24 protein-coding genes are annotated in these 24,638 nt (G+C 53.4%); 15 read left to right on the forward strand and 9 right to left on the reverse strand.

Annotation, left to right across the window (positions count from 1 at the left end; translation table 11 throughout):
- Positions 1 to 2: 2 nt before the first annotated feature.
- The 7 genes from ORG26_RS12125 to ORG26_RS12155 all read right to left on the reverse strand — a co-directional run bounded on the left by ORG26_RS12125 (position 3) and on the right by ORG26_RS12155 (position 4,469).
- The gene (locus ORG26_RS12125; protein ID WP_266362073.1) at positions 3 to 359 is read right to left on the reverse strand and encodes a hypothetical protein; all 357 of its coding nucleotides are present in this window, start codon (positions 357 to 359) and stop codon (positions 3 to 5) included.
- Positions 359 to 832: a hypothetical protein gene (locus ORG26_RS12130; RefSeq protein WP_266362074.1), complete on the reverse strand. Its 474-nt coding sequence runs from the start codon at positions 830 to 832 to the stop codon at positions 359 to 361. Before ORG26_RS12130 ends, ORG26_RS12125 begins: the two co-directional genes overlap by 1 nt.
- Positions 822 to 1,433 carry a hypothetical protein gene (locus tag ORG26_RS12135; RefSeq protein ID WP_266362076.1) on the reverse strand — a complete coding sequence of 204 codons (612 nt, stop codon included), beginning with the start codon at positions 1,431 to 1,433 and terminating at the stop codon, positions 822 to 824. Before ORG26_RS12135 ends, ORG26_RS12130 begins: the two co-directional genes overlap by 11 nt.
- A gap of 378 nt (positions 1,434 to 1,811) precedes the next feature.
- Positions 1,812 to 2,258, reverse strand: coding sequence for a single-stranded DNA-binding protein (locus ORG26_RS12140; RefSeq protein WP_266362078.1), 447 nt, complete (start codon positions 2,256 to 2,258; stop codon positions 1,812 to 1,814).
- A gap of 88 nt (positions 2,259 to 2,346) precedes the next feature.
- Positions 2,347 to 2,691 carry an ASCH domain-containing protein gene (locus ORG26_RS12145; protein WP_266362080.1) on the reverse strand — a complete coding sequence of 115 codons (345 nt, stop codon included), beginning with the start codon at positions 2,689 to 2,691 and terminating at the stop codon, positions 2,347 to 2,349.
- Positions 2,692 to 2,712: 21 nt separating this feature from the next.
- Positions 2,713 to 4,101, reverse strand: a complete 1,389-nt coding sequence (locus ORG26_RS12150) for a protein rep (protein WP_266362082.1) — start codon at positions 4,099 to 4,101, stop codon at positions 2,713 to 2,715.
- An 80-nt stretch (positions 4,102 to 4,181) separates the two neighbouring features.
- Positions 4,182 to 4,469, reverse strand: coding sequence for a hypothetical protein (locus tag ORG26_RS12155; protein ID WP_266362084.1), 288 nt, complete (start codon positions 4,467 to 4,469; stop codon positions 4,182 to 4,184).
- 614 nt (positions 4,470 to 5,083) lie between these two features.
- Here ORG26_RS12155 and ORG26_RS12160 point away from each other — a divergent pair.
- The 7 genes from ORG26_RS12160 to proC all read left to right on the forward strand — a co-directional run bounded on the left by ORG26_RS12160 (position 5,084) and on the right by proC (position 12,889).
- The gene (locus tag ORG26_RS12160) at positions 5,084 to 5,491 is read left to right on the forward strand and encodes a helix-turn-helix domain-containing protein (protein ID WP_266362085.1); all 408 of its coding nucleotides are present in this window, start codon (positions 5,084 to 5,086) and stop codon (positions 5,489 to 5,491) included.
- A 159-nt stretch (positions 5,492 to 5,650) separates the two neighbouring features.
- Positions 5,651 to 7,153 carry a phytoene desaturase family protein gene (locus ORG26_RS12165; protein ID WP_266362087.1) on the forward strand — a complete coding sequence of 501 codons (1,503 nt, stop codon included), beginning with the start codon at positions 5,651 to 5,653 and terminating at the stop codon, positions 7,151 to 7,153.
- A 55-nt stretch (positions 7,154 to 7,208) separates the two neighbouring features.
- On the forward strand, positions 7,209 to 8,045 hold the full coding sequence (locus ORG26_RS12170) for a phytoene/squalene synthase family protein (protein ID WP_266362089.1): 837 nt from the start codon (positions 7,209 to 7,211) through the stop codon (positions 8,043 to 8,045).
- A 347-nt stretch (positions 8,046 to 8,392) separates the two neighbouring features.
- Entirely contained in the window at positions 8,393 to 9,187 is a 795-nt protein-coding gene (locus ORG26_RS12175; protein WP_266362091.1) for a bacteriorhodopsin-like, read from the forward strand.
- Positions 9,188 to 9,315: 128 nt separating this feature from the next.
- Positions 9,316 to 10,809, forward strand: a complete 1,494-nt coding sequence (gatB, locus tag ORG26_RS12180; protein ID WP_266362093.1) for an Asp-tRNA(Asn)/Glu-tRNA(Gln) amidotransferase subunit GatB — start codon at positions 9,316 to 9,318, stop codon at positions 10,807 to 10,809.
- A gap of 24 nt (positions 10,810 to 10,833) precedes the next feature.
- Complete coding sequence (locus ORG26_RS12185) at positions 10,834 to 11,970, forward strand: redoxin domain-containing protein (protein WP_266362095.1); 1,137 nt, start codon at positions 10,834 to 10,836, stop codon at positions 11,968 to 11,970.
- Positions 11,971 to 12,085: 115 nt separating this feature from the next.
- Positions 12,086 to 12,889, forward strand: a complete 804-nt coding sequence (gene proC / locus ORG26_RS12190; protein ID WP_266362097.1) for a pyrroline-5-carboxylate reductase — start codon at positions 12,086 to 12,088, stop codon at positions 12,887 to 12,889.
- A gap of 59 nt (positions 12,890 to 12,948) precedes the next feature.
- Here proC and ORG26_RS12195 read toward each other — a convergent pair whose 3' ends face one another.
- The gene (locus tag ORG26_RS12195) at positions 12,949 to 13,575 is read right to left on the reverse strand and encodes a Uma2 family endonuclease (protein ID WP_266362098.1); all 627 of its coding nucleotides are present in this window, start codon (positions 13,573 to 13,575) and stop codon (positions 12,949 to 12,951) included.
- Positions 13,576 to 13,705: 130 nt separating this feature from the next.
- Positions 13,706 to 15,046 carry an adenylosuccinate lyase gene (purB, locus tag ORG26_RS12200; protein ID WP_266362100.1) on the reverse strand — a complete coding sequence of 447 codons (1,341 nt, stop codon included), beginning with the start codon at positions 15,044 to 15,046 and terminating at the stop codon, positions 13,706 to 13,708.
- A gap of 167 nt (positions 15,047 to 15,213) precedes the next feature.
- Between purB and ORG26_RS12205 the strand changes: the two genes are divergently transcribed.
- From ORG26_RS12205 to ORG26_RS12240, 8 genes are all read left to right on the forward strand, one after another.
- Positions 15,214 to 15,939: an MIP/aquaporin family protein gene (locus ORG26_RS12205; RefSeq protein WP_266362102.1), complete on the forward strand. Its 726-nt coding sequence runs from the start codon at positions 15,214 to 15,216 to the stop codon at positions 15,937 to 15,939.
- A gap of 76 nt (positions 15,940 to 16,015) precedes the next feature.
- The gene (gene glpK / locus ORG26_RS12210; protein ID WP_266362104.1) at positions 16,016 to 17,518 is read left to right on the forward strand and encodes a glycerol kinase GlpK; all 1,503 of its coding nucleotides are present in this window, start codon (positions 16,016 to 16,018) and stop codon (positions 17,516 to 17,518) included.
- A gap of 103 nt (positions 17,519 to 17,621) precedes the next feature.
- Positions 17,622 to 18,431, forward strand: coding sequence for an exonuclease domain-containing protein (locus tag ORG26_RS12215; protein ID WP_266362106.1), 810 nt, complete (start codon positions 17,622 to 17,624; stop codon positions 18,429 to 18,431).
- A 108-nt stretch (positions 18,432 to 18,539) separates the two neighbouring features.
- Positions 18,540 to 18,887 carry an NADH-quinone oxidoreductase subunit NuoK gene (nuoK, locus tag ORG26_RS12220; protein ID WP_266362108.1) on the forward strand — a complete coding sequence of 116 codons (348 nt, stop codon included), beginning with the start codon at positions 18,540 to 18,542 and terminating at the stop codon, positions 18,885 to 18,887.
- A 112-nt stretch (positions 18,888 to 18,999) separates the two neighbouring features.
- The gene (gene nuoL, locus ORG26_RS12225; protein WP_266362110.1) at positions 19,000 to 20,925 is read left to right on the forward strand and encodes an NADH-quinone oxidoreductase subunit L; all 1,926 of its coding nucleotides are present in this window, start codon (positions 19,000 to 19,002) and stop codon (positions 20,923 to 20,925) included.
- 91 nt (positions 20,926 to 21,016) lie between these two features.
- The gene (locus tag ORG26_RS12230; RefSeq protein WP_266362112.1) at positions 21,017 to 22,465 is read left to right on the forward strand and encodes a complex I subunit 4 family protein; all 1,449 of its coding nucleotides are present in this window, start codon (positions 21,017 to 21,019) and stop codon (positions 22,463 to 22,465) included.
- 100 nt (positions 22,466 to 22,565) lie between these two features.
- Positions 22,566 to 23,960: an NADH-quinone oxidoreductase subunit N gene (locus ORG26_RS12235; RefSeq protein ID WP_266362114.1), complete on the forward strand. Its 1,395-nt coding sequence runs from the start codon at positions 22,566 to 22,568 to the stop codon at positions 23,958 to 23,960.
- A gap of 103 nt (positions 23,961 to 24,063) precedes the next feature.
- Complete coding sequence (locus ORG26_RS12240; protein ID WP_407704799.1) at positions 24,064 to 24,552, forward strand: GtrA family protein; 489 nt, start codon at positions 24,064 to 24,066, stop codon at positions 24,550 to 24,552.
- Positions 24,553 to 24,638: the final 86 nt, after the last annotated feature.

A 24,638-nucleotide genomic window follows, 5' to 3' on the forward strand; every position in this document is an offset into this window, starting at 1 on the left:
GACTACTTTAAAATGAGGTAGGCCGCTACACCTGCACCAATGAGCAAAAGCGTGTTGTTGTCGAACATTCCGCCGCCGTTGCCGCCTGTTCCGCCTGTGCCGGTGTCCACAGGAGCCGGTGCCTGCTGCGTTTGCGGAACTCCCCTAACGCCGCCGATCACACCCGCAGCGGTTGTGATAAGCCCGCCGATCAGTCCGGCCCACTGGTACGCTGTTCCTCCGCTCTTAGGTACGCCCGTTCCGGTTATTCCAGTGTTACCATTGGCCGCAGCCACTACCTGATTTACTCCCTGTGGGATGTTATATTTCTGCCACAGAGGAATTTGAATGTTGGGTGAAACTTGAAGAATGTCAGCCATTAGAAAATTTTAGGAATTGTGAGAAAATAACTGTCTGCTACACGAATACTGAAACCTTCAGCGCCCACACTTCCAGCATATTTAATCCCTATTCGTTTCGCCTGGACTCCCGTAATCAGGTCAGGAATTGCAAACGCTAAATCCGCTAAACTGGCTGTTACTGTTACATCAACCGTTGCATTTTGATACGGGGGAACTCTTGCAGCTCCCTGGAAAAACGCCCGGCCAAAACGCGAACCTGATTCAGTATTAAAGTCCAGGTCTACGAGCGTAATTGTAAGCGGGCTTTGTGTTCTGTTCAGAAGGACAATTGGCTGTATAAATGTCAATTGTCCGCCCGAAATTTTAAACCCTTTCGGTAAGCCCATCGAAATATCTAACCGTGTTGCCGCCCGTACTCTTGAAACAACCCAATAGCCCAACGAAAGCAGGATGCCGATAACCGCGCCGTATTTCAAATTCTTAGTTTCCATTACCTGCTTTTCGGTTTTTCTTTAACACTACTGCACCTCCTACAATCGCGGCAATGGCTAGAAGTGATGCCTGACCTGATTTTTGTCCTGTTGTTCCATCCCCTCCTAAAATAGAAGTGCCTCCACTGCCTGTTGTTAGCGTCTTCTTTTCAGCTTCGTACTGTTTGCCTAAATTTTGAAGTGCAATCAGGTCGTTCTGAATTCTTACCAAAGCTTCCTGAATTTTTTGTTCTTCTGCACTACGCTTTTTATTTCCGAAAACAGTAATCAAAGCACCAACACCTGCGACAATTGGCCCGGCAATTTGAGTTACCCCTGTTGGTACTGCTGTTGCTGTCGCTCCAACGCCCGTTAGTATTTCTCCGAATGAGACACCGAACTTTAATTCTTCAGCATTCTTCAGGAGGTCTAAGTAGTCGCTGAATGAATTCTCAATCTCAGTCAGTTGGGAATTAATAAATGCAACCCGGCTTCCCTGAAACCGGCCTGCCGAAAATTCTCTTTCGGCAAGTTTGATTTGCTCAGACGTTTTTACAGCATTTGCATTTTGCAGAAATACCTTCCGGTTTTTTTTGTTCTTCCCAATCCCGAGAAAAGGCATGTTCGTTCCTGTTAATTGTGGTCAGAAACATAGCATTATGCCCTGAATGCCTTTGCTGTTTACTTCTGTAAATCACCAACATTTATTATATTTAAGAAATAATCAATCCTAATTCACAAATGGAAATTCGAAACTTCATGTCTAAGGCAGAATTGATACGGCTTTATGGTACGCATTACAATGCGTTCTCTGCTTCAATCGAGCCGATCAAAAATGAGATAGGATGGAAGGAGGGGAAACAGGTTTTTACGCCGAACCAGATACGTCGAATAGTGGCCTATTTGGGCGCACCATTGACACGAGAGGAGTTGACAACATAAAAGCCCCGCCTAATAGACGGGGCTTCTTACAGGGCATTTACGGAGCTTTGTACGGACCTTAGAACGGCAAGTCGTCCTCACTGCCTTCTGTCATTGCAGGCTGAAACGCTTGCGCCGGTTGTGCCGCCTGAGCGGGTTGCTGAACAGGAGCCGTGGCCGGTTGCCCTGCCTGAGCCTGGTTCCCGCCGTTTGCAGAACCTAAAAGCTGAATGCCGCGAACCTGAAGCTTCAAACCGGCCATCCAGGCACCTTGATTGTTCTGGAACGCTTCAGCAGAAACCTTCCCTTGCACGAGCACCTGACCGCCTTTCTTCATGTACTGAGCTACGGCCGTCGATTTCGGTGAATAGATACAATCGAACCAGGTTGTATTTTCTACTTCTACTCCCTGCTGATTTTTGTAGCGTTCCGTAACGGCAACGCTGAAGGTGATAAATTCCCGGTCGTTTACACGCTTAACGGCTGCATCTTTTCCCAGGTGTCCAATGATGGTAAGTTGGTTCATAGTGGTTATAAATTGAAGATTGAATTACTTGGTTTGTGCTTGTTGTACCAGGGCTAAGATTCTCTGTACATACGCCTGGTACATTTGTTCAAATTCCTCCTGCATTTGATTCCGCTTCTTTCACAGTTTCCAACAGGATAAAATCAAACGTCTGAGTGTTCCAGTCCAGGTTTTGGGTGATGTACATTTTCTGTACAATGTCAATGAAACCTTGCCGCGAATACCCGGTGTCCACTCGTGCCATGAATTCATTTACCTGTGCGAGTGTGACCGTTTTCTTTTCCAGAACCCGCGCCTTTTTGTAGGGCTTCTTCTTCAGGGTTATCGAGAACACTTTGCCAGGCTGATATTTTGGATTGTGTAGCCGGAAGGTGGTGAAGCAATTGCAATCGAGCTTTTGATTCCAATTGGTAGCAAAACTTAATTCGTCCATTTATGTAGGTGGTTTAAAAAGTTACCGCATTGCGTAAGCTTCAGCCGCTTCCTTCAGCTTGCCTGTACAGTCCATCATGATCACTTCTTTGAGCGATAGCGGCGGACACCAGCGGAACACGTTGAACGTGTAGGTGTACGGCTCATAGGGTATGTCTGATTCGCGGGAGTAGTAAAGCAGGTTCGTAGGGTTCCCGATGGTAATAGCGTAGTCCGATCTGACTGCCTGCTGAAGCGTAAAAGGATTGATCAACCGTTCTTCGACGCCTGACACGTCCGTATTCAGCTCTTCCAAATCCGGTTCTTCGTCGGTGTCGGTGTAGTCTTCTACCGCGGCCGGTTCTTCTGTTTCGGTCTCTGGTTCGTTGTGAAGCGCCTTGAAGTTCAGCAGGCTTTGTTTGTAGAAGGCTCCGAACCGGCTGTACATCCGGAGTCCTTTGGTATTGGTCAGGATTTCGTCAATCAGCAGAATGTCAAACTTTCCGCCGTCTGTTTCTATCGCATCCGGTTTGAAGTGGTATTTGATGCATTCCATGATTCCGGACAGATAATGCTGAATGTCCGACGAACCAGGTGAAACATAGTCCTTAACCATTTGCCCCCGCTTGTCACGAACGAGGTTTCCGGCCGCGTCTTTCTTCCAGGTATACAGGGTTTCGTAGTGAATACCGCTGTAGGTCGTTTCATTGCCGACCAACTTCCGCCATTCTCCTTCAATAGCTGCTGCAGCACTGGTAACAGCATAACCAGGATACTGAAGCAAAAAGCTATGTACGTGTATATGTAGGCCATGAGATTTGGAGCGTTTTACTTCTAGTCCGTATTCACCTGCATATACGTACTTTTTCCAGACGGCTGATTTACGTAGCAGGTTGAAGCGTTCAATGATCTGTCGAGCGTAGAACCGATGTCCCTGAAATTTGCCGCCCTCATGCGGCACAGTCAGGACCAGGTGAATAGGCCGGTAGGTGTTGAGCAGCATACGGCCGCTCTCGTCGATAGCATTCCGGAGAAAGTTGTAATAGCGATTCCGGATGATCTGAGACTTACGCCAGTTCCAGACGTGGCACAAGCGATGCCGGGAATATCTGAAAGCGAGGGGAACAAACCGGACTGATTCTTCTTTCACGAAACGAGCGTAATAGCCTGTCGTTTCTGCAATCGAATAATACATCCGGATTAAATCTTCGAACCGTTCCATGAGCGCCGCATGCTCTTCACCATTCCGAACGGCCCGATCAAAGGCTAACTGAAAGTCTTTTTTGGTTTTCGGCAAGCGTACATCGTAGTCGGAAAGAAAATCTTCGATCTGTGAGCACAATTCCCGGTTTTGAAGCGACTTGTTACGGACAGTGTACCCAAACTTGTAGGTTTTCCGTAACTGGTTTTTGGCTTCTTGAAGGTCTGTCATTTGAGGGATAGGAATTCCAGTTGTTTCTATATTTATCGAGGGAGGGCTAAACGGCGCAAAACCAGCCGTTTAAGGTGTGCTTACTCTTCGGGGAAAAGAGTGTTATGATACGCCGGTATCTGTCCGCTGGTGCTTCCTACCTGGTGAAGATTCTTAGCCATAGCCAGGGAGTCTATTAATACCGCCTGGACTGCCATTAGCTTCAGTTCCTTATCCCGATCCTGAATGTTACGAGCTGATTCAATCAGTTTGGTGTAATGGTTAATCAGCATCGTAAGTGTTTCGCGCTGTTGCTTCCAAGTGGTTTTAATGCGCATAGTTGGTAGGACAGAATTAATGATTTCGGATATGTGCTCGACTTCTGCCATTGTCGGGTTAGTTATCAGGCTTGCGCCTGATAGCAGTTTTTAACTTACGTCTGCCTGTCAGGTGCAACTTGCATTCGAGAATGTCAAGGAAAACGGCCGGACTATTTGCGCTTTGAAACTTGTCATTGCTACGTCCGGCCGGTTGCTCCTGCATAGGCACCCTGGTACGTTATCCGGTTTGGAACTGCTAAAACCAAAGACGGAATATCCTACAGGGTTGAAACTGGAAGGGGAATCGAACCGCCTTTGCAACCATTCCAGTTTGATTACTCTTCTCTGCTTTACTAAGCTGCATCTTGAAGGCTCATGTAAGAGCTTTCAAGTTTTTTCAATTCGATTTGTGAGAGCTTTTTGTCCTGAATCCGGCGCTTCAATGTGGTAATTGAGTATCCAACATTGCTCAGATATGAGTTCAAGACGTTCATTTTGAGCTTTCTCGGTAATTCTTCAACCTTGTTTACTATATCATAGGTTGTACCGTTAGGTGTAATTGTGGTGTCACCTTGCATCTTTTTGTAGATTTTTGCCGTTATTCGTTCGTGACTGTTTGGCAATACTACAAAAAACAAAAACAAGTTTCCAAATAATCGAAACAAAAATTGTTAAATGTACTTATGAAAATCGGTGAAAGAATCCGTGAAGCTGTTGAGAATCAGTGGACTGGTACTGCTGATGAACTAGCTGCCGCTTGCGAAATGTCGGTATCAACACTTTACTATCTTTATAAAAAGGATAGTGTTGATACTAAGCACCTTATGAATCTTAGTAAGGTGCTTAACGTTCCTGTAAGTTATTTTTTGGGAGAAGAATCGGAAAAGAATACTTATCCGTTTCGACAAGTAAGTATTGATTCCGAATATTTGAAAAAGTATGTGGAACAATTGGAAAAGGAGAATGCAAGACTAGACAGAGAGAATACATTTCTAATGTCTATAATTGATAGAGCTGGATTGGGAAAGCAGCATCTTAGCAGTTATCCCACCAGGACGCAACGGCCGTTTGTTGCCGTTACTGCGCCCTGAACTGCTAACAGTAGAATCTACGCGATTCTATGTGGTTGTAAAAGAACTGGTTAGGAATAAACGAGAGGTTTCCGTCTAACTTTTTTGTTGTTATATAGTTCAAATCGTTAGCGTGCGGGCAATGAACGGCCCGGCGCATTCTGTCTAAGACCACCGTCTATGCCTGACCCAGGAAAAAGAATTATTGTCATCGGAGCCGGATTCGCCGGCCTGTCGGCCGCTACCAGCCTGGCCGACAAAGGCTACCACGTTACCCTTCTTGAGAAAAACGACCAGGCCGGGGGGCGCGCGCGCCTCTTCCGGACCAATGGGTTTACCTTCGACATGGGGCCGAGCTGGTACTGGATGCCCGATATTTTTGAAAACTACTTCGCCCGTTTTGGCAAAAAGCCATCTGACTATTACAACCTGGTCCGGCTCGACCCATCCTATACGGTTGTGTTTGGCCCCGACGACGCGGTTGACCTTCCCGCCGGAACCGACAATATCCGCAATCTTTTCGACCAGATGGAGCCCGGCGCCGGTCGGCGGCTGATGGAATTTCTGGAGCAGGCGGCTTATAAGTACGACGTCGGCATCAACCAGTTTGTCTGGAAACCCAGCCGTCGCGTATCCGAGTTCCTGAGTCTGAAACTGCTGGCCGACGTGATGCGGCTCGATGTGTTTCAGTCCTTCGCCAGTCATATCCGGAAGTACTTCACCGACGAGCGCCTGCTGCAGCTCATGGAGTTTCCGATTTTGTTTCTCGGCGCGACTCCCGAGAACACACCGGCCATGTACAGCCTGATGAATTACGCCGAAATTTCGATGGGAACCTGGTACCCGATGGGCGGCATGCACGAAATCGTGAAGGCGATGGTGGCGCTGGCCGAGGAGAAAGGCGTGGACATCAAACTGGGCCACCCCGTCGAGCGGATTGAGGTGGTGAACGGTACCGCCCGCCGCGTGGTTACGCCGCAGGGAGTTTTCGAGGCGGATGTGGTCGTGGCCGGGGCCGATTACCACCACGTCGACAGCAAACTGCTGGGTCCGGAACACCGCAACTACGACGAGGCATACTGGAAAAGCCGGGTCATGGCCCCGTCGTCGCTGCTGTTTTACCTCGGCGTCAACAAACGTCTTCCCAAATTGCAGCACCACAATCTCTTTTTTGACGAAGATTTCAAGGTGCACGCCCAGGAAATTTACGAAACGCCGCGCTGGCCCGCCCGCCCGCTGTTCTATGCCTCGGCTCCGTCGAAGACCGATCCGAGCGTAGCGCCGGAAGGAATGGAAAATATTTTTCTGCTAATTCCCGTCGCTCCGGACCTGGACGATCCGGAAGAAACCCGCGAAAAGTATTACAATCTGGTGATGGACCGTCTGGAAACGTATATTGGTGAAGACGTCCGTAATCATGTGATAGTCAAGCGAAGTTACGCGCACCGCGATTTTGTGTCTGATTATCACGCTTTTCGGGGCAACGCTTACGGGCTGGCCAACACTTTGCGACAGACGGCTATCCTGAAGCCATCGCTCAAAAACAAAAAAGTAAACAATCTGTTTTATACGGGTCAATTGACGGTCCCCGGACCCGGAGTTCCTCCCTCGTTGATTTCGGGATTGGTAGTAGCGGAAGAGGTCGAAAAGGAATTTGCGTTGACAAGCGTAGTGAAAGCCTGAAACCAACAACGTCCGCCGTGCTGTCGTGGCATATCGGCCTAAGCCTAACTTCCGTATGCTGGAGCTTTTTAACCGTACTACTCTGGAATGCAGTAAGCTGATTACTGAACATTACAGCACCTCATTCACCCTCGGCATCAAAACCCTCGACCGTCGGTTTCATTTCCCCATTTATGCCATCTACGGTTTTGTCCGCTACGCCGACGAAATTGTGGATACCTTTCACAACTTCGACAAGAAATACCTGCTCGACAAGTTCAAGGCGGATGCTTACGAAGCCATCGCCAACGGCATCAGCCTGAACCCCGTTCTGCACTCCTTTCAGCTGGTTGTTCACCAGTACAAGATCGAACAGGAGCTGATTGAGGCTTTCCTGAAAAGTATGGAGATGGATTTGTACTTCCAGGATTACAACGACAACGGGTATCAGGAATACATCTACGGCTCGGCGGAGGTCGTCGGGCTGATGTGTCTGCGCGTTTTCTGCGAAGGCGACTCGGCGATGTACGACCGGCTGCTGGCTCCGGCCCGCAAGCTGGGTTCGGCATTTCAGAAGGTCAACTTCCTGCGGGACCTCAAAAGCGACTACCTCGAACGGGGCCGGATTTATTTTCCGGGGGTCGATTTCAACGATTTCAGCAAAAATGCCAAACAACTGATTGAAGAGGACATCCAGCGGGATTTCGACGAAGCCTACGTTGGCGTGATGAACCTGCCCAAAGGCGCGCGCATGGGGGTACACCTGGCTTATACCTACTACCGGACCCTGTTTGACAAGATCAAGGCCGTGCCCGCCTCCCGGATTCAGCACGAGCGGGTTCGCGTGCCGGACAGGACCAAGATTGCGCTGCTGGCCCAGACGTACCTCAAATACCGACTGAACGTGATCTGATTCCTTACCAACTAATCTGAAAGTGGTAAACGCTTAGCCATCCGGCTGAGCGTTTTTTTGTGCCTTTTTAAAGGCTACAGAATCCGTTGTTTTCTGTTTTCTGAACTTGGAAAAATTACATGAAGACTTCGGTGAAAAGGGACTCATTAATAAATATTCATGAATTTGCTATATAATACCCCATTTAAACGTGTATAAACGTAATGTGCTATTTATTAGAGGAATGTGAAAATATCTGTTTAAAATTTATAGATAAAAGTTAAACAAACTTTATAACAAGGTGTTCATTAGACGGCTCTACGCCATCCCATTCCAACCAGTTAACCTAACTTAACAAACTTACCAAAATGGAAAAATTGCAAATTATTGCCTCGCTGCTGCTGGCCGATCTTCAGGCAGGCGACGTTGTCGGTTTCACCTTCTTCACGGGCTACATGTCTATGCTGGCGGCCTCGCTTTTCTTCTTTTTTGAACGCGGGCAGGTCGATGGCAAATGGAAGACCTCCCTGCTGATTTCGGGGCTGATTACGTTCATTGCGGCCGTCCACTACTTCTACATGCGGGGCGTGTGGCTGGAGGCCAAAACGTCCCCAACCGAATTCCGCTACATCGACTGGACGCTGACCGTGCCGCTGATGTGCGTGGAGTTCTACCTGCTCATCAAGCCCTACGGCGGTAAACTTAGCACCATGTGGAAGCTGGTAGCCTACTCGGTGCTCATGCTCGTGACCGGCTACATCGGGGAGGCCATCGACCCGGGCAACACCATTCTCTGGGGCGTCATCTCGACGCTCGGCTACCTCGGCATTGTGTACGAAGCGACCCTTGGAGACGTAAAACGGGTGGCGGATACCTCCAACAACCCGGAGGTCGTCAATGCCGTGCGGCTGCTGCGCAACTTTGTGCTGGTAGGCTGGGCCATCTACCCGATCGGCTACATGCTGATGCCCGGTAACCTGCTGGCCGGCCTGGGCTGGAACCTCGATCTGGTGTACAACATCGGCGATGCCGTCAACAAAATCGGCTTTGGCCTGGTGGTCTACGGGGCGGCCGTGAACTCGACCCGCAACGAGCGCATCCGGACGGGCGAAATCCTCGACAAGATTACGACGGTGGCTACTACTCCCAAAGCCACCGCCTGACGAACTTACTGTAAGTAGTTTGCAAAACCCAGTCTGGCTTCGGACCGGGTTTTGCTGTTTACGAGCCGCGAAACCGGCAATCCCGCCGAATCCGCTATCTTTGCTGAAAATCACCTTAGTTCCTGCTCATGGTAGCTGATCAAAAAACGGTATCGCCTGATGCGCTGGCCCGCTACGAAATGGTTATTGGCCTTGAAGTACACTGCCAGCTTCTGACCCATACAAAAATCTTTGCGGCTGACTCCAATCAGTTCGGCAGTACTCCCAATACCAACATCAGTGTCATCACGCTCGGGCATCCGGGCACGCTGCCGAAACTGAACCGGCGGGCGGTAGAATACGCCGTGCGCATGGGCCTGGCCTGCGGGTCAGAAATTACGCGATACAACGTGTTTGCCCGCAAGAATTATTTCTACCCGGACCTGCCGAAGGGCTACCAGCTTTCGCAGGACAAAACACCGGTCTGCGTCGGCGGTACGGTGCCGGTCAGATACAAAGAGGCAGACGGCCAGACGGTCGAAGGGGCCGTGCAGCTCCACCACATCCACCTGGAGGAAGACGCCGGTAAGTCGATTCACGAAGCGGGCGAGTGGGATACGCTGCTGGACTACAATCGCGCCGGGACGCCGCTGATCGAAATGGTGACGGACCCCTGCATCCGCTCGGGCGAGGAGGCCGCCGCTTACCTCACTGAAGTCCGCCGGCTGGTGCGTTACCTCGACATCTGCGACGGCAACATGGAAGAAGGCTCGCTGCGCTGCGACGTCAATCTGTCGGTCCGGAAGCGGGGCGAAACTACCCTGGGTACCAAGGTGGAGGTGAAGAACATGAACTCGATCCGCAACGTGCAGCGGGCCATCGAAACCGAGTTTCGGCGGCAGGTTGAGGTGCTCGAAAGCGGCGGAGCGCTGATTCAGGAAACCCGCATGTTCGACGCGGGTAACGGGCAGACCTACGGCATGCGGACCAAAGAATCGATGAACGACTACCGGTACTTCCCCGACCCGGACTTGAGCCCGTTCGTGATTTCGGAGGAATGGCTGGCCGAAATTCGGGCGGCGATGCCCGAACTGCCGAAGGTCCGTTACGAAAAACTCCTAAATCAGTACGGTCTGCCCGAGTACGACGCCGCGTTGATTGCGGATGCGCGCGAACTGGTTGATTACTACGAAGATATTTGCCAATTTACGACCCATTACAAAGCCGCTTCGAACTGGCTGATGGGCCCGGTGAAGGCCCAGCTGACCGAAAAAACCCTCCGGGACAAAGCTTTTCCGGTATCGGCGCCCAGACTGGCGGCTCTGATCAATCTGGTGGACGCCGGGAAAGTGAGCTTTTCCACCGCCAGCCAGCGAATTCTTCCGGCCCTGATGGAAGCCCCGGAGAAGACGCCTGAACAAATTGCTACCGAACAGAATTTAGTACAGAACAGCAATACCGGTGATTTGCAGGCGTTAATAAATGACGTGTTAGCCGCCTGGCCGGACAAGGTGAAAGAATACCAGAAAGGGAAAAAAGGACTTCTGGGGATGTTTGTGGGCGAAGTGATGAAAAAGTCGAAAGGCAGCGCCGACCCCAAACTAACCAACCAGCTGGTCCAGGAGACGCTATCCAACCTATAGAACGAAAAGTACAGTATGACAACCATGCAACAATCCGGAGGCCGCCTGCTGGCGGGAATCCTGCTGAGCGCGGCGCTGACGTTGCCGGGACGGGCTCAGGATGCCAAGGACTTCACGGTGACAGGAACCGTGAAAAATGCTCAGCCGGGGTCGAAGATTTATTTGGAAGTGAACAGCCAGCCTGTTCGCCGACTGGATTCGACGCAGGTTGGTGCAAACGGACAGTTTACCCTGAAAAGCAAAGAAACGGCCGGAGGCAGCTTTTACCAGCTCAATCTGGCCAACAAGCAGAAGCTCGGCCTGTTGGTCGAAGGCGGCGAAACTCTGACCGTGAACGCCGACATCGCCCAGGACCCCAAAACGGCCCGGCCGGAGGTGAAAGGCTCCCAAAACATGGAGTACTACCAGAAACTGATGGGCATGTACCGGGATATGACCACTAAATCCCAGGACTGGCAGAAGCAGTACGGCGAAGCGCAGCAGAAAGGCGACCAGAAGCGGATGCAGAAGATTGAGCAGGAGTACGAAGCCTCCAGCAAGCAATTTGCCAACACGGTAAAAACCATGTTGCCGGAAATGGGCACCTCGATGGCGGCGCTTTTCGCGACGAATTTCATCAATCCGGAGGATGATTTCGAAACGCTGGACGCCCTGGCGCAGAAATTTGAAAAGGAAAATCCCAACGGCAAGGAAGCCCAGGGCTTTATCGGCCGCATCAAGCGAATCCGCGGTGTGATGGTCGGCTCCCAGGCCCCGGACATTACCCTGAACAACCCCGAAGGCAAAACGGTGAATCTGTCTTCACTGAAGGGCAAATATGTGCTGATTGATTTCTGGGCCTCGTGGTGCGGTCCCTGCCGGATGGAAAATCCCAACGTTGTGCGGATGTACAATAAGTTCAAGGATAAGGGTTTTGAAATCTACGGTGTCTCGCTCGACCGCGAAAAAGCCAACTGGCTGGCGGCCATCGAAAAGGACGGCCTGACCTGGACCCACGTGTCCGATCTGAAGTTCTGGCAGTCGGAAGCCGCCCAGTTGTACGGCGTCAATGCCATTCCGGCTACTTTCCTGCTCGACAAAGACGGGAAGATCATTGCCAAAAACCTTCGCGGCGAAGCACTCGAAAAGAAATTGGAAGAGGTGCTGAGTGGAAAGCAGTAAGGGTTGTTCTCGCAGATACTCGCACATACAGACCCGAACGGCGGAAGAAACTTCGCCGTTCGGGTTTTTTGTTGCCATTTTCTGCTGATTTTTGCGGAATTATAAAAAGAAACGAATGAAAATAGCAATTGTTGGCTGCGGGAACATGGGCATGGCCTTTGCCAAGTCGTTTCTGCGGTATGATCTGGTACGCAAGGAGGATTTACTGCTGATCGAGAAAAGCGCCGAGCGGTCGCAGGCGCTGCAAAACGAAGGGACAGGGGTGGTGGTGGATACCATCGGTCCCCGGGTTTCCGGGTATGACCTGATTATTCTTTCGGTAAAGCCGCAGGATTTTGCCAGCGTTCAGGATGATCTCCGGGCGGTCATTCAGCCCCAGCAGGTCGTGTTGTCGATTATGGCCGGTATCCCCATCACGCTCATTCAGGAACGGTTGCAGCACCGGCAGGTAGTCCGGGCCATGCCCAACACCCCGGCCATGCTGGGACTGGGCATTACGGGATTCGCCGCCGCCGACGAAGTGCAGATCGGCAATCTCCGCAAAGTCGAAAACCTCATTAACGCTACCGGACGGTCTATTTATCTGGATAACGAATCCATGCTCGACGCCGTTACGGCCGTCAGCGGCAGCGGTCCGGCGTATTTTTACTACATCGTCAAAGCGATGGTGGAGGCGGGCAAAGAGCTTGGTTTTGAAGAAAACGTCTCGACGCTGCTGGTCAAGCAGACGATGCTCGGCGCTTACAATCTGATTCAGAACACCGATAAATCGCTGGACGAACTCATCCGGGCCGTCGCCTCCAAAGGCGGGACGACCGAAGCCGCTCTCAAGCGCTTTGAAGAAGGCGGACTGGCCCAGACGCTCGTGGAAGGCATCAAAGCCGCGCAGGTCCGGGCAACGGAACTGTCGAAAGGCTGATAGGCGGGTAAGGGGCGCAGCGGCCGGACGTGACCGGCCGCTGCGCCCCTTGCTGCTTTTTATTTTTCTTCCGGTAAATCCGCGAAAATTTCCGTCAGCGGCAGCTCAAAAATACCGGCTTTCGCTACTTCCGTCAGTTTAAAGTAGTGGGTGTGTGTCCAGACGTTGGGTTGGTCGCCGCGCTCGGCCACGATGACGGAGGTGTCAAAACGGTCCACAAACACAACCGCCTGAATGGAGTCGATCTGGACGTATTTCGGCAGTTTATGCAGGTAGTCGTACGCCGCCGTCGATTCGGAAAATACTTCAACCACCAGAAACGGGTTGGTGATAATGGCGTTGGAATTGGCGGCAAATGCCGGGGCGCCCTGCACAACGGTCACGTCGGGGTTGTAATAGCCTGACTGGTCGGCCTTCAGAACACCCACATTGCTGCCGGCGACGTAAAAGCCTTTGCCTTTACTGACTGCTTTCAGTAGAGCGATTAGATTTCCAACCAGAAGTTCGTGGATAAATGCGGCGAGTCCCATGACAAGGATGTGTCCGTTATGATATTCCGTACGGTAGGCGGTTTCGCTGAGAAATTCCATAAACTCGTCCCAGGAGGCGGGTATTTCTACCACTCCGCCCGCTTCGAGTTTAGTTACCTGAGCCTCGGTCAATTGGATCTTTTGCATCGTCTGCATGAGCATGCCAGTCCTCGTTTTAGATAAAGATACAGCAATTGCCTTTTACTGCCTATAAGAACGATAATACCCCACAGAGGTAACGCCTGTCTTAAGTAAAAAAGGCCAGCTTCCGGCTGGCCTTCTGGTTTTAGATTCCCGTGTAATTGTAAGGCGAAATGGCCCTGAGCTGGTTTTTCACTTCTTCCTGGATGTTCAGCCCGTCGATGAACCGGGCCATGGTCGCGGCGGTGATTTTTTCGTTCGTGCGGGTCAGGTCTTTCAGGGCTTCGTACGGTTTGGGATAGCCTTCGCGGCGCAGAATGGTCTGAATGGCTTCGGCGACGACCGCCCAGTTCTCCTCCAGATCCGCCTGAATAGCGGCTTCGTTCAGCTCCAGTTTGTTCAGGCCTTTCAGCAGGGCGTTCAGCGCGATAACCGAATGGGCAAACGGGACGCCCAGATTCCGGAGGACGGTCGAGTCGGTCAGGTCGCGCTGCAGGCGCGAAATGGGCAGCTTGGCCGAAAGATGCTCAAACAGCGCGTTGGCAATGCCGAGGTTTCCTTCCGAGTTCTCAAAATCAATCGGATTCACCTTGTGCGGCATGGCCGACGACCCCACTTCGCCCGCTTTGATTTTTTGCTTGAAATAATTCATCGAAATGTACGTCCACACGTCGCGGTCGAGGTCGATGAGGATGTTGTTGAGCCGTTTGAACGTGTCGAGCGCCGCCGCCAGCATGTCGTAATGCTCAATCTGCGTGGTGTACTGGCTCCGGCTCAGTCCCAGCCGACCGACAAACGTATTCCCGAAATTTACCCAGTCGATTTCCGGGTAAGCTACGGTATGGGCGTTGAAGTTGCCTGTCGCGCCGCCAAACTTGGCCGCCGCCGGAATGCCTTCCAATTGCCCCAGCTTCTTGCTGATGCGCTCGATAAACACCTGAAATTCCTTGCCCAGCCGGGTAGGAGAGGCCGGCTGGCCGTGCGTCCGGGCGAGCATCGGAATGCCTTTCCACTGCTCCGCCAGTTCCTGCAACCGGGCGAGTACCCGCTGGTAAAGCGGCACGACGACGTTGTCCAGCGCCTCTTTCAGCGACAGCGGAATGGCCGTGTTGTTGACGTCCTGCGAAGTCAGCCCGAAGTGGATGAACTCCAGCGAGTCGGCAATGGGCAGGTCGGCCAGCTTTTCCTTGATAAAATACTCGACGGCTTTCACGTCGTGGTTCGTCACGCTTTCAATTTCCTTGATGCGCAGCGCGTCGGCTTCCGTGAAGTTTTCGTACAAAGCCCGCAGCCGGGGAAATACGTCCGGTTGCACGTCGGACAGCTGCGGCAGCGGAATCTGGCAGAGTTCGATAAAGTATTCAACTTCAATGCGAATCCGGTAGCGGATAAGGCCCCATTCGGAGAAATAAGGAGCAAGAGCTTCGACCTGACGGCGGTAGCGGCCGTCGACGGGAGATATGGCAGTAAGCGCGGAAAGTTGCATAGGTTCTGTTACCAAACTGCAAAGGTACGATTTGGCGCCAAACGCAGCAGCAGGATTTTTTCTTGAACTATTTGAGGAAAAATTTGACAGAGACGCAATATCTTGCGGCCAATCGGTAGAGACGCAAAACCTGCTGTCTTTTCTGTACAACCCACTAACCTTTTGCCATGCAACCTTCCCCTTTTCTCGGCGAATTTGTCGGGACTTTAGTCCTTATTCTGCTCGGTAACGGCGTTGTCGCCAATGTCGTTCTCAAACAAACCAAAGGGCATGATGCAGGCTGGATCGTCATCACCACCGGCTGGGCTTTCGCCGTCACGATGGGCGTTTTTGTGGCCAAAGCGTTCGGGAGCCTCGACGCTCACCTGAATCCGGCGGTTACCGTGGCGTTTGCCGTGGCGACCAATGATTTCAGCCATATTATTCCCTACAGCGTGGCCCAGCTGGCCGGGGCGTTTGTCGGCGCCGCGCTGGTCTGGATTTTTTACGGTCCCCACTGGGCGGCCACGCCCGATCCCGCTGCCAAACTGGCCTGCTTCGCCACGGGCCCGGCGATTCGGAGCTTTGGCGCCAACTTTCTGAGTGAAGCGATTGCCACCATCGTGCTGATTCTGGGGCTGGCCGGGATTTCGTCCAAATCGCTGGGTGAACTGGCCATCGGCATCGGACCGTACCTGGTCGGCATTCTGGTGTGGAGCATCGGTCTGTCGCTGGGCGGCCCGACCGGCTACGCCATCAACCCGGTCCGGGATTTGGGACCCCGGCTGGCGCATGCGGCTCTGCCGGTCGCCGGAAAAGGCTCGTCCGACTGGGGCTACAGCTGGATTCCGGTCGTCGGTCCGCTGGTCGGGGGCGCGCTGGGCGGTATCCTGATCCGCCTGTTCGCTTTATAAAGTTGCCAAACGGCAGGCAGGCCCTGCCCGGCATTAATCATTCAGTCATTCCATCAATCACTCATTCAGTATTTCCATGCCCAATTATATCGCCGCCATCGACCAGGGCACAACCAGCACCCGCTGCATCATTTTCGACCGGCAGGGAGCCATCGTTTCGGTCGGACAGAAAGAACATACCCAGATTTATCCGCAACCCGGCTGGGTAGAACATGACCCGGAAGAAATCTGGCGAAATACGCTGGAGGTCATCGCCGTGGCCCGGATCAACGCCCGGATCGAGAGCAGTTCCGACATTGCGGCCGTCGGCATCACCAATCAGCGCGAAACGACCGTCGTCTGGAACCGGCGCACGGGCAAACCCTACTACAACGCGCTGGTCTGGCAGGATACCCGGACGGGCGAGCTGGTCAGTCAGTTTGCCGAAAATGGCGGCCAGGATCGCTTCCGTGCCAAAACCGGCCTGCCGCTGGCGACGTATTTCAGCGGGCTCAAAATCCGCTGGATTCTGGATAACGTGCCCGGTGTGCGGGAAGATGCCGAGCGGGGTTACGCCTTGTTTGGCAACATGGACACGTTTCTGACCTGGCACCTGACCGGCGGAACCTACAACGGCCAGCACCTGACCGACGTGACCAACGCCAGCCGCACCCAGCTCATGAACCTGGAAACGCTCGACTGGGACGATGACCTGCTGGCGGACTTCAACATTCCCCGGGCCATGCTGCCGCAGATTCGGCCGAGCAGTGAGGTATACGGCAAAATTGCGTCGGAAGTGCTGCCCGGGGTGCCCATCGCGGGGATTCTCGGCGACCAGCAGGCCGCACTGTTCGGACAAATCTGTTTCGAGCCGGGAATGGCCAAGAACACCTACGGCACCGGCTGCTTTCTGCTGATGAATACCGGCACCGAGCTTCGCCACTCGACCTGCGGCCTGCTGACGACGGTGGCCTTTCAGGCGGCCGGACAGCCCGCCCATTATGCGCTCGAAGGCAGCGTAGCCATCACCGGGGCGCTGGTGCAGTGGCTCCGGGACAATCTGGGTCTTATTCAGGCCAGTTCGGATGTGGACACCCTCGCCCGGACGGTGGAGGACAACGGTGGGGCTTACTTCGTCCCGGCCTTTTCCGGCCTGTACGCTCCGTACTGGAAAGCCGATGCCCGGGGTGTCATCGCCGGCCTGACGCGCTACGTGAACAAAGGCCACATCGCCCGGGCGGTGCTGGAGGCGACGGCTTATCAGACGCTCGACGTGGTGAAAGCCATGGCCGAAGATGCTGGTATCGAGCTGAAATCCCTGCGGGTGGACGGCGGGATGACGGTGAACGAACTGCTCATGCAGTTTCAGGCGGATATGCTGGGCGTTCCCGTGGTGCGGCCGACCATCACTGAAACGACGGCGCTCGGCGCGGCGTATGCGGCCGGGCTGGCCGTGGGTTATTGGAGCAATCTGGACGATCTGCGCCAGAACTGGGGCGTCGACCGGACGTTTGAGCCGCAGATGGAAGAAGCCAAACGAACAAAGCTGTACAAAGGCTGGCAAAAAGCCGTTGAACGCTCCTTTGCCTGGGAAGACTAAGCGGTTGGTTCGGGGCAGCCGGAATTAAATCCGCTGTCCCCGAACTGCATTCCCGGACAGTTCTATTATTTTTGCGGCCGTACCTTCACGTGTGTAGCTGGAAATGACCCATCAACTCAAACTCAAAAAGCCGCTGGCTTTCTTCGACCTCGAAACTACGGGCATCGATGTCATGAAAGACCGCATTGTTGAAATCAGCATTGCCAAAGCCCTGCCCGGCGGCGAGGTGGTCGTTAAAACACACAAAGTTAACCCGACGGTCCCCATTCCTTACGAGACGAGCCTGATCCACGGTATCTACGACGAGGACATAAAAGACGCTCCGACCTTCAGGGTCATTGCCCGGCAGCTCGCCCAGTTTCTGGACGGCTGCGATCTGGCCGGCTACAACTGCAACCGCTTCGACGTGCCGCTGATGGTCGAGGAGTTTCTGCGGGCCAATGTCGATTTTGACCTGAAAAACCGCAAACTCATCGACGTTCAGCGCATTTTTCACCTCATGGAGCCCCGGACGCTGACGGCGGCCTACAAGTTTTTCTGCGGAAAAGCCCTCGAAAACGCCCACAGTGCCGAAGCCGACACCCTGGCCACGGCCGAAATTCTGGACGCTATGGTGAAACGCTACGAAGGCGAGTCGGTTCGGGATGAGCGCGGCACCGAAATCGTCATCAGCAACGACGTGGAGACGCTGAATAAAATCATGATCAACAACAATGTCGATCTGATGGGCCGCATGGTGTACAACAACGACGGTCTGGAAGTCTTTAATTTCGGCAAACACAAAGGCCGGCCGGTGACGGATGTTCTTCAGAAAGAGCCGTCTTTCTACGACTGGTTTATCAAAAGCGAGTTTTCGCTGGACAGCAAGCGGCGCCTGACCGAAATCAAATTGCGGATGCTGACGCACCGGTGATTTAATGACTTCTTTTACCTAACTTTGCCCCGTCTTTTTCCGGCTTTGTGCCTTTTTCGGAAAAGCCTTCTGATGAAGACCGTAACGTTTTAAAGAACCTAAACTGGCATGGAACCAACCCAGGTACCCGTACAGATTCCCGAAGTTATTCAGTTAATAGATCTGAAGTATTACCTCATCATCGCCACGGCCCTGTTTGTTATCGGCATCATCGGCGTACTGACCCGGCGCAACGCCATCATCATTTTTATGTCGATTGAGCTGATGCTCAACGCTGTAAACCTGCTCCTGATTGCTTTCTCGTCGTACCGTGCCGACCCGACCGGGCAGGTGTTCGTCTTCTTCATCATGGCGGTAGCGGCGGCGGAGGTTGCCGTCGGGCTGGCCATTATCGTGATGATCTACCGCAATGTCCGGTCTATCGACGTCGGCCTGCTGAATAAACTCAAGTGGTAAGTCAAAAATGCTGAATGTTGAATGTTGAATGCTGAATGAGGTGCCTTGTCGGCCCGTCCGTTCAACACTCCCCATTCAAAATTCAGAATTCAAAATTCAGAATTCATTGGTTATGCAGACGGATTTACTGGTAAAACTAATACCCCTTTTTCCTCTTCTTGGCTTTCTGATTAACGGGCTGGGCTTCCGGCGCGTCCCGAACGGACTCGTGGGCCTCGTCAGTTCGGCGGCGGCTCTGGCTTCGTTTGTGTGCGTGGCGCTGATCTTCAGCGGTTTCGCCGGTCCGCAGCCCGAGAAAGTGCTCCTCTTCGACTGGATTACGGTGGGCAATTTCAACATTCCCTTCTCTTTCCAGATCGACCAGTTGTCGCTGGTGATGCTGCTGATCGTGACGGGCGTCGGCTCGCTGATTCACATTTATTCCATCGGCTACATGCACCACGATGGGGGCTACGGCAAGTTCATGGCTTTCCTGAACCTGTTCCTTTTCTTCATGCTGCTGCTGGTGATGGGTTCCAACTACGTCATCATGTTCATCGGCTGGGAAGGGGTCGGGCTGTGCTCGTACCTGCTCATCGGCTTCTGGAACAAGAATACGGCCTATAACAACGCGGCCCGCAAGGCTTTCGTAATGAACCGCATCGGCGATCTGGGCTTTCTGCTGGGTATTTTCATGCTGATGGGCGTTTTCGGCACGGTTGAATACACGGGTATTTTCGAGCAGGCTGGTTCCGGCCGGTTTGCCATCGGCGACGGAACGATGGTCGCCATCACCCTGCTCCTGTTTGTCGGCGCGATGGGTAAGTCCGCGCAGATTCCGCTGTACACCTGGCTGCCCGACGCGATGGCCGGTCCGACGCCCGTTTCGGCCCTGATTCACGCCGCGACGATGGTGACGGCCGGGATTTACATGGTCGTCCGCTCGAACGTGCTGTACACGCTGGCTCCGCTGACGCTGGAAATCATCGGCGGTATTGCCATTGCCACGGCCCTGCTGGCCGCTTCGATTGGTCTGGTGCAGAACGACATCAAGAAAGTGCTGGCCTATTCGACGGTATCCCAGCTTGGATACATGTTCCTTGGACTGAGTGTGATGGGTTACACGGCGGGCATGTTCCACGTCATGACGCACGCATTCTTCAAGGCGCTGCTCTTCCTCGGAGCCGGTAGCGTCATTCACGCCATGTCCGACGAGCAGGACATTCGTCGGATGGGCGGCCTGCGCAAGTACCTGCCGATCACGTTCATTACGTTCCTGATCGCGACGATTGCCATTGCCGGGATTCCGCCGTTTGCCGGGTTCTTCTCCAAAGACGAAATCCTGATGCATGTCTACGAGCACAACAAAGTGCTGTGGGCGCTCGGCGTGGTTGGCTCGGCCATGACCTCTTTTTACATGTTCCGGCTCCTGTTCCTGACGTTCTTCGGCCGTTTCCGCGGCACCGAACACCAGCGCGAACACCTGCACGAGTCGCCGGCGACCATGACCGTTCCGCTGCTGGTGCTGGCCGTGCTGTCGGTGCTGGGCGGTTTCCTGAACGTACCGGAAGTGCTGGGCGGCGAAGCCCGTCTGGCTCAGTTCCTCAGCCCGATTTTCGACCTGTCGCGCAAGGTAGCCCCGAACGCCTTCGGCGAAACCCTGCTGACCCATAGCGACGAATACATGCTGATGGGTATTTCAACGGGTGTGGCTCTCATAATGGCCGTTGCGGCCTACGTGGTCTACGTTCAGCGGGGTGTGCTGCCCGAGTCGGACCTGGTCGAACGCCCGGTGACCGAAAAGGTGCTTTACAACAAATATTACATCGACGAATTGTACGAGACCATCATCATCAAGCCGATGCGCGGCCTGTCCGATGTGCTGTACAGCTTCGGCGAGTTCCTGATCGACGGCATCGTAAGCGGTACGGCCTGGGGCGTGAAAGGGCTGGCGGGCGGTGCCCGGCGGCTGCAGAGCGGCTCCATCAGCTTCTACGTTTTTGCGATGGTCGTCGGTATTGTCCTGATTCTGGGAGTACGGTTCTTTGTTCGATTCTAAAATCGTTTAAAGTTTAAAGTTGAAGTTTAACGCGGGTCAGTACGAAACACCTTAAACCTTTAACTTTAAACCTTAAACCCTTATACGGTTTATGCTAACTCTTTCGCTGATTCTGTTCCCGGTGGTGGCGGCCCTGCTGGTGCTGGCTGTCCGGGGCCAACAAACGAAACAACTGGCCTTTGCGGCGGCCCTGATCGAACTGGGGCTGGCCGCCTATGCCTTTCTGAACTTCCGGGCGGATACGTCGTCGCAGTTTGGGTTCGATTACCCCTGGCTGGTCAATGCGGGCATTCGCTTCAGCGCGGGCATCGACGGCGTGAGCATCCTGCTCGTGGTGCTCACCGGCCTGCTGACGCCGCTGATCGTACTTTCGGCTTTCCAGCGGAACTACGACCGGCCGAACGTCTTTTTTGCCCTGATTTTATTCATGCAGGCGGCTCTGATGGGTGTTTTCACGGCCCGAGACGCTTTCCTGTTCTATCTGTTCTTCGAAGCGGCGCTGATTCCGATCTACTTCCTGGCGGCTCTCTGGGGCGGCGAAGACCGGATTCGGGTGACCTTCAAATTCTTCCTCTACACCATCTTCGGTAGCCTGTTCATGCTGGTGGCGCTGGTGTATCTCTATTTCCAGACGCCCGGCAGCCACTCCGCCGCCATCGTTGATCTGTACAACCTGAAACTGACGCCGGAAGCGCAGGGCTGGATTTTCTGGGCGTTCTTTATTGCCTTTGCCATCAAAATGCCGGTGTTCCCCTTCCATACCTGGCAGCCGGACACCTATACCGAATCGCCGACGCAGGCAACCATGCTGCTGGCCGGAATCATGCTGAAAATGGGCGTGTACGGCGTTATTCGCCTGCTGCTGCCCATTGCGCCGGCGGGGGTGGACATCTGGGGCTCCACGGCCATCGTGCTCTCGGTCATCGGCATCGTCTACGGGTCGATCATCGCCATTCGCCAGCGCGACATCAAGCGCCTGATTGCTTATTCGTCCTTTGCCCACGTCGGGCTGATGGCGGCGGGTGTTTTTTCGCAGACGACCAACGGCGTACAGGGTGCCCTGGTGCAGATGCTGGCGCACGGCATCAACGTGGTCGGGATGTTCTTCGTGGCTGACGTCATCATGTCGCGCACGCAAACCCGTCTGATCGACCAGATGGGCGGCATCACGCAGCACACGCCGAAACTGACGGTTTATTTCATGATTATCCTGCTGGGCAGCGTGGCCCTGCCGCTGACGAATGGTTTTGTGGGCGAGTTCCTGCTGCTGTCGGGCGTATTCCAGTACAACCCGGTGCTCGGGGCGGTGGCCGGTACCACCATCATCCTCGGGGCGGTTTACATGCTGCGGCTGTTCCAGAAAACGATGTTTGGCAAGAAAACCGAACTGACCGAAACGTTCACGGACGTGGCCGGCAGCGAAAACTGGGTGCTGATTCCGCTTTGCATCATGGTGCTCTGGATCGGCGTAGTCCCCAATGCCTTCCTGAAGGTAACCGAACCCGCCGTAACCAGTTTGTTGCAGATCATTAACCAATAACCGTTTTAAGGTTTAACGTTGAACGTTTAAGGCGCAACCACCCGGTTTTTTCACAAACGTTCAACCTTCAACCTTACACCTTAAACGATATTACCGAAATATGCTGCCCATCGTTCTTTTATCCGTCTTCGGGATTGTGATGCTGTTTCTGGGCTTTATGAAGTCCCGGGCGGTTTTGCTGCCTGCTGCGCTGCTGTTTCTGCTGGTTGCCCTCGGCACCAGCTTTCTGGACTGGGGCCATTCGTATCTGTATTTCCGGGATATGCTGCTGGTGAACAACCAGACCATTCTGTTCTCGGCCATTACCATGCTTTCGGCTTTTATGGTCATCGCGCTTTCGGGCGATTTCCTGCAGGATGAGGCGGCCCAGCCTGCCGAGTACTACGCCATCATGCTCTTCTCCATCGTGGGGGCCATCATGATGATCGGCTTCGAAAACCTGATTATGCTGTTCGTCGGCGTGGAAATTCTGTCGGTATCCATGTACGTACTGACGGGCTCCGACAAGAAGAATATCCGTTCGAACGAGGCGGCGCTGAAGTATTTTCTGATGGGTGCGTTTGCCACGGGGATTATGCTGTTTGGCATGGCCCTGCTGTACGGCGCGGTTGGCTCCTTTACCATCACCGACATTACGGCCTTTGTTTCCCTCTCGCGGGGTGGCATTTCGCTGCTGCTGCTGATGGGCCTGATGCTGGTGCTGATCGGCATGCTTTTCAAAGTCTCGGCGGCTCCTTTCCACTTCTGGACGCCGGACGTGTACGACGGCGCTCCAACGCTGTTCACCGCCTTCATGTCCACGGTCGTGAAAACGGCGGGCTTTGCCGCCCTGCTGCGGCTGCTGATGGCCGTATCGGCGACGAGCATGTACGACCGCTGGTGGCAGATCGTGGCCGGCATTACCGTGCTGACCCTGCTGGCCGGTAATCTGACGGCCGTTTACCAGAACAGCTTCAAACGGATGATGGCCTATTCGAGCATCTCCCATGCCGGTTATCTGCTCATCGCGCTGGCCGCCCTCGGGCAGCAGAGCAACGGCGCGCTGGCGTTTTATTCCCTGGCCTATTCGGTAGCCACCATCGCCGCTTTCGGGATTCTGCTGCTGGTCGCCAAACAGCGCGGCAAAGACGGGCAGCGCGACGAAACTTACGAGGCGTTCAACGGACTGGCAAAACAGAATCCGCTGCTGGCCTTTATTCTGGCCGTTTCCATGCTGTCGCTGGCGGGTATTCCGCTGACGGCCGGGTTCTGGGGAAAATTTATGGTATTTTCCACCGCCGTGGAGAAAGGAATGGTATGGATGTTGGTAGTAGCAGTACTGATGTCGGCCGTGGGGATCTACTATTATTTCCGGGTAGTGATCGCGATGTATTTCCGGACGGGCGAAGTTACGGCAATCCGGGTAGCGCCGTTTTACCGCATTGTGTTGATTGTAGCGACTGTTCTGACGATTGTTCTGGGCCTGGCCCCGGGGCTGGTGCAGGGATTGATATAACAAAGACCTGTACCATTAACTCATAAACGCCCGCTAATCCTTTCGGTTGGCGGGCGGTTTGGTATTTTTGTATGTCATCAAAAGGGGAAACCCGCGTGTTGCATTGATTAGCGTGGAGAACACAAGCCGGCTTAACGTAAAGAAGGAAGCTAAAAGTTTCTTTTCGTTTTTTCTGACGGCCCTGCTTGGGGCGACGGTCAATTTTTTGAGCCGGATATTTTACCGGGAGTATTTCGATTTTGATACCAGCGTGTTTTTGGGGTATACCACCGCAACAATCGTCAGTTTTATTCCATCCAAACTGTTTGCTTTCTCGGCCAAAGGAACCGGAAACACGTATCGGGAGGCCGTAAAATTTGTCTTTATTGCCCTGGTAGCCCTCGTTGTACAGGTGTATGTGGCCAAGGCGGCCCTCCTCTGGATTGCCAATCCCCTTTTCCCAGAAGTAAAGGAACTGTACCGGGAAACCGGCTCGCACGTGGTCGGGATGGGATTCAGCTTTCTGGCCAATTACTTCGGCCACAAAATGCTGACCTTCCGAAGTACGGGTGTTTACGACAAATTCAAGGCCCGCGCCAATCGGGGCGTTTAAAAACGACCTATAACGTTATTATTTTAGGATAAAATTTATTTATAAACATATTTTATAAACAACTTCTTGCGGTTTAGGCTATTATC

It is taken from the genome of Tellurirhabdus rosea, from assembly GCF_026278345.1.
Taxonomy (GTDB): domain Bacteria; phylum Bacteroidota; class Bacteroidia; order Cytophagales; family Spirosomataceae; genus Tellurirhabdus; species Tellurirhabdus rosea.